This is a genomic window from Streptomyces sp. HSW2009, assembly GCF_040240285.1.
Lineage (GTDB): Bacteria > Actinomycetota > Actinomycetes > Streptomycetales > Streptomycetaceae > Streptomyces.
The window spans coordinates 1-7,305 of the sequence record NZ_JBEHZD010000416.1; the positions used below are offsets into that span (position 1 = coordinate 1).

Below are 7,305 nucleotides of genomic sequence, written 5' to 3' on the forward strand. Positions count from 1 at the left end.
GCCGGGGGGCCCCCCCCCGGGCGCCCCCCCCGCCTCGGGGGCGACGCGCTGGGCCGGCACGTGCTCGCTGTCGGCCTGCGACTGCGGGCCGCCCTGTTGCGCGGGGGCGCCCTGGTCGGTCGGCAGGTTGACGCGCAGCAGCACGCCGACGGGGCGGGCGTCCGCCCGTGGGCGGGCCGCGACCAGCCCGGTCAGCAGCCGCAGTTCGTGTTCGGACTCCACGTGGAAGCGCTGCACGCCGAGGTCGAGCGCGCGCCGCAGCTCCGCCTCGGTCTTGCCGGGGCCGCCGAAGGCCAGCGGCGCCCCCGGCACCGCCGAGCCGACGTGCGCGAGTTCCCCGCCCGAGGCCACCTCGTACCCGGTGACGTGCGTGGACAGGGCGCGCAGGACCTCGGCCGCTGGGTTGGCCTTCGCCGCGTAGTAGAGCTCGACCGAGGCCGGGATCGCGGCGCGGACGGCGGCGGCGTGGGCGTCCAGGGCGTCGAGGTCGTAGAGGTAGGCAGGCAGGTCGTCCGCCGGCAGGCCGCGGGCGTGGCTGAGGGCGCGCGGGCTCACCAGGTCGTGGCTGTCGGCCGCGGCGGGCACCAGGGGGGCCGGGGCGGGGGCTGGACGCGCGGGCGAGGGCGGGCCGAAGCGGTGCGGGAAGGTCATGCGGGTCTCCAGGAGAGGGTGGCGGCGGCCTCGCGGGCGGCCTCGGACAGCAGCGTGGAGCCGAGCGGTGAGCCGATGCGTACGTACCCGGCGTCCCGGTCGGCCTTGCGTCCCCACCGCGTCAACAGGTTGGCCTTGGCGGGCAGGGGCGCGCCGGTGGCCAGGGCGCGCAGGGCCGGCGGCTCGCCGTGGGCGGCGGACCGCTCGTGCAGCACCTGGCGCACGGTGGACCACAGCGCGGGTTCGAGCTCCGGGTGGAGGTCGGCGAGCGCGGCGAGCAGCTCCGCCACGTGGTTGACCAGCAAGCAGTAGACCACGCGGTCCCAGCCGCGGCGGGGGTCGTAGGTCATCGGCCCGGCCACCTCCGGCGGCAGGGCCGCCAGCGCGCGCCGGTGCCGATCGGGCAACAGCTTGGTGCCCTCCAGGTCGCGGAAGAGGACCTGGCGCGGCCAGTTGTCGCCGTCCACGCCGACGACCACGTTCTGGAGGTGGGGTTCGAGTACCACGCCGTGGTCGAAGTAGGCGGCGAGTACGGGCGGTACGAGCAGCCGCAGGTACGCCTCCCACCAGGCGAGCGCGGTGCCGGGGCGCGGGCCCGCGCGGTGCGCGGCGAGCAGGCTGCCGACCTGGGCGCTGCCGGTGGGGTACTCGTCGGCGACCGCGGCGGCCAGCAGCCCGGTCACGCCGGGGGCCAGCCGGTCCGCCAGGCCCTCGCGGACGATGACGCCGAACCCCTCGGCCAGTTCGCGGTCGGCGCCGGCGTCGCCGGTGCGCAGCGCCAGCGTGCGGTAGGCGGGCTCGCGCAGCAGCTCACAGCCGGGGAAGCGGCGGGTGAGGTCGCGGGCCACCGGTTCGAGCAGCCCGGTCAGCGCGACCGCGCCGGCCAGTTCGTACTCGGCGTTCTTCCGCAGGCAGTTGGTGATCCGCACGTTGAGGCTGAACTTCAGGAACGTCCGCCCGTCGTACAGGGTGCGCACCGATGCGGTCGGCGCGAACCAGGGGCCGCCGGGCCCCAGGTCCACGACGTCCCCGCGGGCCACGGCGGCCCGCAGCGCGGGGTGGTCACCGAGCATGGCGTACTGCCAGGGGTGGGCGGGCAGCGGCAGGTAGCCGTCGGGCACCGGGCCCTGGCGGTCGAGCGTCGCGAGGGCGGTGGCGGTCACCGACTCCTGCCGTATCAGGTCCGCCCGTACGGCCAGCCGGTGCAGCGGGAACCTGGCGCCGGCCTCGGGCGCGTACCGCCGCCAGCCGTCGGCGCTGCCGGAGCGCGCCTTGGGCGTGGGGTGGAAGCGGTGCCCGAACAGCAGGGACTGCTCGGAGGCGAGGTAGGGGTCCCGGTAGGGGTCGCGCGGGGCGCCCGGCGCGCGGGGGCTGCGGGCGGTGGGGGCGTGGGCGGAGCCGGCGGTGGGGCGTACGGGGCCGGGGGCTGCCTGCCCGGCGGCGGTCGCGGGGGCACCGACAGGGGCGCCGGTGGGGAGGTGGGGGCGGTCGGGGCGGCCGAGGGGGCCGGGGCGGTCGCGGTCCGTGGTGGTGGAGTGGTGGAGGGCGGCGGTGACGCCGGCGTGGCTGAGGACGACCTGCTCGATGAACTCCTCGTTGGCCACGCCGGTCCGTAGCTGCAACTCCCGGTCCACCCGGGTGGCGAGGACCCGCCAGGACAGTTCGGCCCAGGTGGCGCCGCGCCGTTCGGCGACGGGGCCGGTGAAGCGGTGCGCGCCGATCAGCGAGGTGCGGCGCAACCGTACGCGCAACAGCACCCCGCTCCGTGGCATGCGGAGCTGTAAGTGCCCCTCGCTCACCGCGGTGTGCCGCTCCGGGCCCGACATCTCACGCAGCAGGCAGTTGAGCAGGGTGTGGGCGACCACCTCGTCGGCCGAGGCGAGGGCCGGGGTGGCGGCACGGGGCAGGGTGGATGACATTCAGCGGCTCCAGCGTGAGGTGCGCAGCAGGTAGTTGGGGCCGCTGACGTAGTGCTTGTTCACATCGGCGGCCCCCGAACGCTCCTTGGCGAGCAGCGTGCCGGCGGTGACCATCGCCTTGACCGGCAACCGGTCGGCGAGCAACACCCGCGCGCGCAGCACGTCCCCGGGCGCGGCCTGCGGTCCGGTCGCGGGCTGCGGTCCGTCCGCGGGCAGGTGGTCGATCGCCGTGGAGAGGCGGGCCCGGAACAGGTCGAGCAGGGTGCCGAGCGGCGGCCGGCCGAGCCGGGCCAGTTCGAAGGCGATGGCCCCGGCGCACAGGTGCACCGTGATGGTGGTGAAGACGTCGACGACCGGCCCGTCGCCGTCGACCAGGATGCGGGCGTCGTCGTACCCCAGGCGGTACGGGTCGAGTCCGGCGCCTGCGGGGTACGAGGCGGCGGACGCGGGGGACGGAGCGGCGGACGCGGGGGACGGAGCGGCGGACGCGGGGGACGGAGCGACGGGCGTCGGGCGCGCGGGCGCGGGGTGCACCGGCGGAGGGTCCACCGACGGGGGTTGCATCGGCGCAGGGTGCATCGAAGGGGCGTGCTCCGGCGGGGTGTGCGCTGAAGGGAGTGGCGCCGACGGAAGTTGCGTCGCAGGGAGTCGCCCCGGCGAGGGGCGCGCCGCGCCCCGTGCGAGGCGGGCGGCGAGGCGGGCGGGGAACACTCGGGGGCCGTCGTGGTCCTTGATGAGCAGCCGCAGCCGGGGCCCGCCGGCCGCCTCGTCCAGTACCAGCGAGGTGTTCTGCTGGTGCGCCTCCAGGGCCACGCCGTAGCCGAAGACCGTGGTGTGCCAGTCGAAGAGCAGGGTGGCGTAGGCGTCGACGAAGGCGAGCAGGTCGCCCGCGTAGTAGCGGTCCACGAGGGCGTCGATGACCGGCGCCCCGTCCGGGCGGGGCGCGAACAGGGCGGCCAGCGGGACGACGTCCGCCCGGTCGAGGCCGGCCGGGTAGCGGCGTACCAGGGCGGCGATCAGTTCGTGCCCGGCGTGCAGGTAGGTGCGTTCGTCAGCGAGCAGGACGGCGCCGGCGAACCGTGTCTCACGGGCCACCAGCGCCGCCGCCAGCCGCTGCCCCGCCGCCCCGTCTGCGAGCGTGCCGGGCTTGATGGTGCGCCGGTTGCGCAGCCCGAGCGTCGCCGTGGCCAGCGGCAGCTTCAGGTGCACGGTGGGGTCGTCGACGACGGCGACGGTCCGCATGGACAGCGTGGGCCGCACCCGCAGCCACCGGCGCGGGGCGAGCACGGCCCGCTCGGCCCGCCCGGTCAGGCCGACCGCCCGCAGCGCCGCGGTCAGGTGCGGGCCCACGGTCAGCGGGTGCACCGGCAGCGCCTGGTGGCTCGCGTCCAGCCCGGTCAGGCCGAGCGCGCCGGGCGTGGGCCACCAGTCGGGCAGCGGCCCGGCCCCGTACCGCAGTGCGGTGCGCGGTACGGCGAGCCAGTTCAGCGCGAACTCGGGGGCGAACTCGGGGGCGTGGGCACGCAGCCCGGCGGCGTCGAGCCCGGGCCTCGCGCGCGAGGTGGGGTAGAGCGGGTGGTCGCGGTGGGCGGCGAGGGTGTCGTACCCGAGCGAGCCGGCCAGGCCCCGCCAGCCGGGCCCCGGGCACGACCCGTGGCGAGCGGTCAGGGCGCGCAGCACGTCGGGCCTGGCGGCGGCGTGCTGCCGCAGGGTGGCCGCCTCCTGTTCGCACTCGGCCAAGAACGCGTCGAACCCGGGCAGGTCCACCGGCTGGACCGCCGACCGCAGTCGGCCGAGCACGGCCCGCAGCCCGACCAGTGTGCCGCCCCCGGTCTCCAGGACCGGCCGCCTGGCCCGTACCTCGCACTGGAAGCCGTCGGACTCCACCGGCAGCAGCGCGGGCCCGTCGGGCAGGTCGAGCCGCAGCCAGTCGCCGTCCGACCGGCGCACCGTACGCGCCCCGGAGCGCAGCCCGTAGGCGTCCTCGCGCAGCAGCGTGCTCAGGACGCGCAGCAGCAACGCGCCGGTGCCGGCGTCGGCGTCGGAAGCGGCGGGCCGGCCCGGGTCCACGGTGGTCGGGGCGGCGGCGGGTGCGGCTGGCGGTGCGCCGTGGGGTGCTCCCGGGCCGGCCGCCCGGTGGGGCTCGGGGCGGTGGTGGCTCATGGCCGGATCTCCCAGGTGTGGGCGGCCAGGAAGCCGGCCACCGCCCGGTCGACGGCGTCCTGGTCGGCGCCGGTGGCGCGCAGCACGCCGAGGAAGTCGCGGTTGGTGTGGTGCAGCGGCCGGTGGCTGCCGATCTCGCGCAGCGGGTGGTAGGCGATGCGTACGCCGCCGTGTTCGCTCTCACTCGGCCCCGGGGCCGCGCCCAGCGTGCCGGCGCGGTCGGCGGTCACGTACTCCATGCGCGCCCGGCCGCCCCGGGCCGTGGCGAGCGTGGCCGGCAGCGGCTGCCCGGTGTGCACCCGCAGGACGTGCTCGAAGAGCGGCAGGTCGAGCACGTCGGCCAGCAGCAGGTCGCACCGGTCCCCTATGGCCCGGTAGTTGACCTCGATGAGACGGGCCCGCTCGTCCTGCACCACGTACTCGGTGTGGCAGGCACCGAACCCCACGCCCAGTGCGCGCAGTTGGGCCAGCACCTGGTCCGCGTGCGGGGCCGGTCCCGGCAGCAGGCGCAGCCGCTGTTCGATGAAGTCCGGCGGCGGGGACAGCTCGGGGGCGAAGCCGGCGACGGGGTGCAGGGCCCGGGCGTCGCCCAGGGTCTCCAGCGTGTGCAGCGGCCCGGTCAGGAACTCCTCGACCACCAGGGCGGCGCCGGGGCGCCCGGCCGCCGTCTCGCGGCAGCGGGCGGCCAGTTCGGCGCCGTCCGCGACGAGCGCGACGTCCTCGCTGGCGACGCCCTCGCGCGGCTTGACCACGCACGGGTAGGTCAGCCCGGCCCTGCGGACCGCCGCGGCCAACGGCTCCGGGTCCCGGGCCGGCGCGAGGAGCTCGGGGCCGAGTTCGACGGACCGTACGACGTCGAGCCCGCCAGCCGCGAGAGCGCGCCGCAACTCCGCCTTGTTCTTGGTCCGCAGCGCCGCCCGCCAGTCCTTGCCCGGCAGTTCGAAGAAGTCGGCGACCAGCGCGGTCTGCACCTGGAGGTGGTCGCTGTTGCTGAACACCGCGTCGGGCCTGCCAGTGGCCGCGACGGCGGCGATGACCTCACGGAAGTCCCGTACGTCGCAGGCGAGATAGGCGAGGTCGGGCAGGGTGCCGCCGGCGGCGGCGTGCCGGGCGTAGGCCAGCTCGTGGGCGGCCACCTGGTCGGTGACCACGGTGACGGCGAGCCCGAGGCGGGCCGCGGCGGGGAGGAAGCCCTCCGTCACGGAGTCAGTCGGGTTGACGGCAAGGAGATGGAGCCGCACGGGCAGTGAGTGCCTTTCAGGGCAGGGAGCAGTCCGCTGGACGGGACGGCAGCGAGATCATTTTCGCTCGATCAGACAGTAGGTTAGGTTTACCTAAGTCTGTCAATCCGATACCGGCTCAGGTCAGGGGTCGCATCGGACTCCCTCGGCCCGCGCGCGCCCGCCCCGCAGCCGTCCGCCCGGACGCTCCGTACGGCATCGAACCGCCCCGCCACCGGTTGCCCCATCTCGGCACCCTTCCTCGCCCGTTCCCCTGCGACCCGCCCCGTACCAGGCCCGCTTGCGGCCCCTCGCGCACCGACCACCGCCGCGGTTGCGCACGGGCCGTCACCACCGACGGTAGCCGCCTCCACCGAGCGTGACGGCCGCCGATGGGAGCGTTCCCCCTGAAGGGTGGGGCCCGGCGCCGGCGTTCGGCGCGCCCGCCCCGGCGGTACGCGTACGCCAAGTCGCCGTCCGCGGGCGGGAGCGGTCGGCGTGAGGGGGCCGCTGGGCAGCCGTTTGGGGCTGGGGTGACGGCTGGTACGACCGCAACACCGGTCGTACGGGCACGCAGTGCCGCGCCCCCACCCGCCCCCTGGCCAGAACGCGACCTTGCGCCCGACCACCCGACCGGCCTTGCCCCGCCGGGCCCCACCCCCGACCGCAGCACCGCCGACGGCGACAGCCGCGTCGCCCCACCGCCCGCCGGGGCGGCACGGAGTGACGGGGGCGCGGGATCGAACACGGAGGGGGTGGCGGTCGGTGCTGGGGCGGGCGGCCGGTGCGGTGGGGCGGGACGGGGGACACGGCCCCTGCCGTCGTGCGGTGGGTCAGCCGCGGCCCGCTGCTCGGCGGGCGGCCAGGCGCTGCTCGGGGTCCTGGGCGCTGAGGGCGGCGAGTTCGGCGCCCAGGATCGCGCCGAGGCGGGTCAGGAAGGCGTACGGCGCGTCGGCGGCGTCCGGGGTGCCGGACGGTTGCGCCCCCGCCGGCCCCGCCGGCCCCGCCGGCTCCCCCTGCGCGCCCCGGGAGGCCGGGGTGTCCGCGGAGGCCTGGGGGTCCGCGGGGGTCCGTGCGTCCTGTGGTTCCGTCGGGGTTTGCGTCTCCTCCACCACCCGGTCGACGATCCCGGCCGCGAGCAGGTCGGCCGAGCGCACGCCCTGCCGGGCCGCCACCTCGTAGGCCCGCTCCGTAGTGCGGTACAAGATGGCCGACGCGCCTTCCGGCGGCAGCGGGGAGAGCCAGGCGTGCCGGGCCGCGGGGCCCCCCGGGGGGGGGGCCCCGGGCCCCCCGCCCCCCCCCCCCCCCCCGCCCCCCCCGCCGCCCCCCGGGGGGGCGCGGCCCCGGCCCCC

Annotated in this window: 4 protein-coding genes and 1 pseudogene; all 5 read right to left on the reverse strand. The window is 77.2% G+C overall.

Annotated features, from left to right (window positions below):
- Positions 1-651, reverse strand: a 651-nt coding sequence (locus AAHZ94_RS24930) for a type III PLP-dependent enzyme domain-containing protein (RefSeq protein ID WP_502964771.1), incomplete at its 3' end; no start/stop codon positions are given.
- The gene (locus tag AAHZ94_RS24935) at positions 648-2,570 is read right to left on the reverse strand and encodes an IucA/IucC family protein (protein ID WP_349995376.1); all 1,923 of its coding nucleotides are present in this window, start codon (positions 2,568-2,570) and stop codon (positions 648-650) included. The genes AAHZ94_RS24935 and AAHZ94_RS24930, both read right to left, overlap by 4 nt.
- Positions 2,571-4,733: an IucA/IucC family protein gene (locus tag AAHZ94_RS24940; RefSeq protein WP_349995379.1), complete on the reverse strand. Its 2,163-nt coding sequence runs from the start codon at positions 4,731-4,733 to the stop codon at positions 2,571-2,573.
- Positions 4,730-5,974 carry an ATP-grasp domain-containing protein gene (locus tag AAHZ94_RS24945; protein WP_349995380.1) on the reverse strand — a complete coding sequence of 415 codons (1,245 nt, stop codon included), beginning with the start codon at positions 5,972-5,974 and terminating at the stop codon, positions 4,730-4,732. Before AAHZ94_RS24945 ends, AAHZ94_RS24940 begins: the two co-directional genes overlap by 4 nt.
- Before the next feature lie 812 nt (positions 5,975-6,786).
- A pseudogene (locus AAHZ94_RS24950) lies at positions 6,787-7,305 on the reverse strand (carboxyl transferase domain-containing protein); the annotation flags it as partial.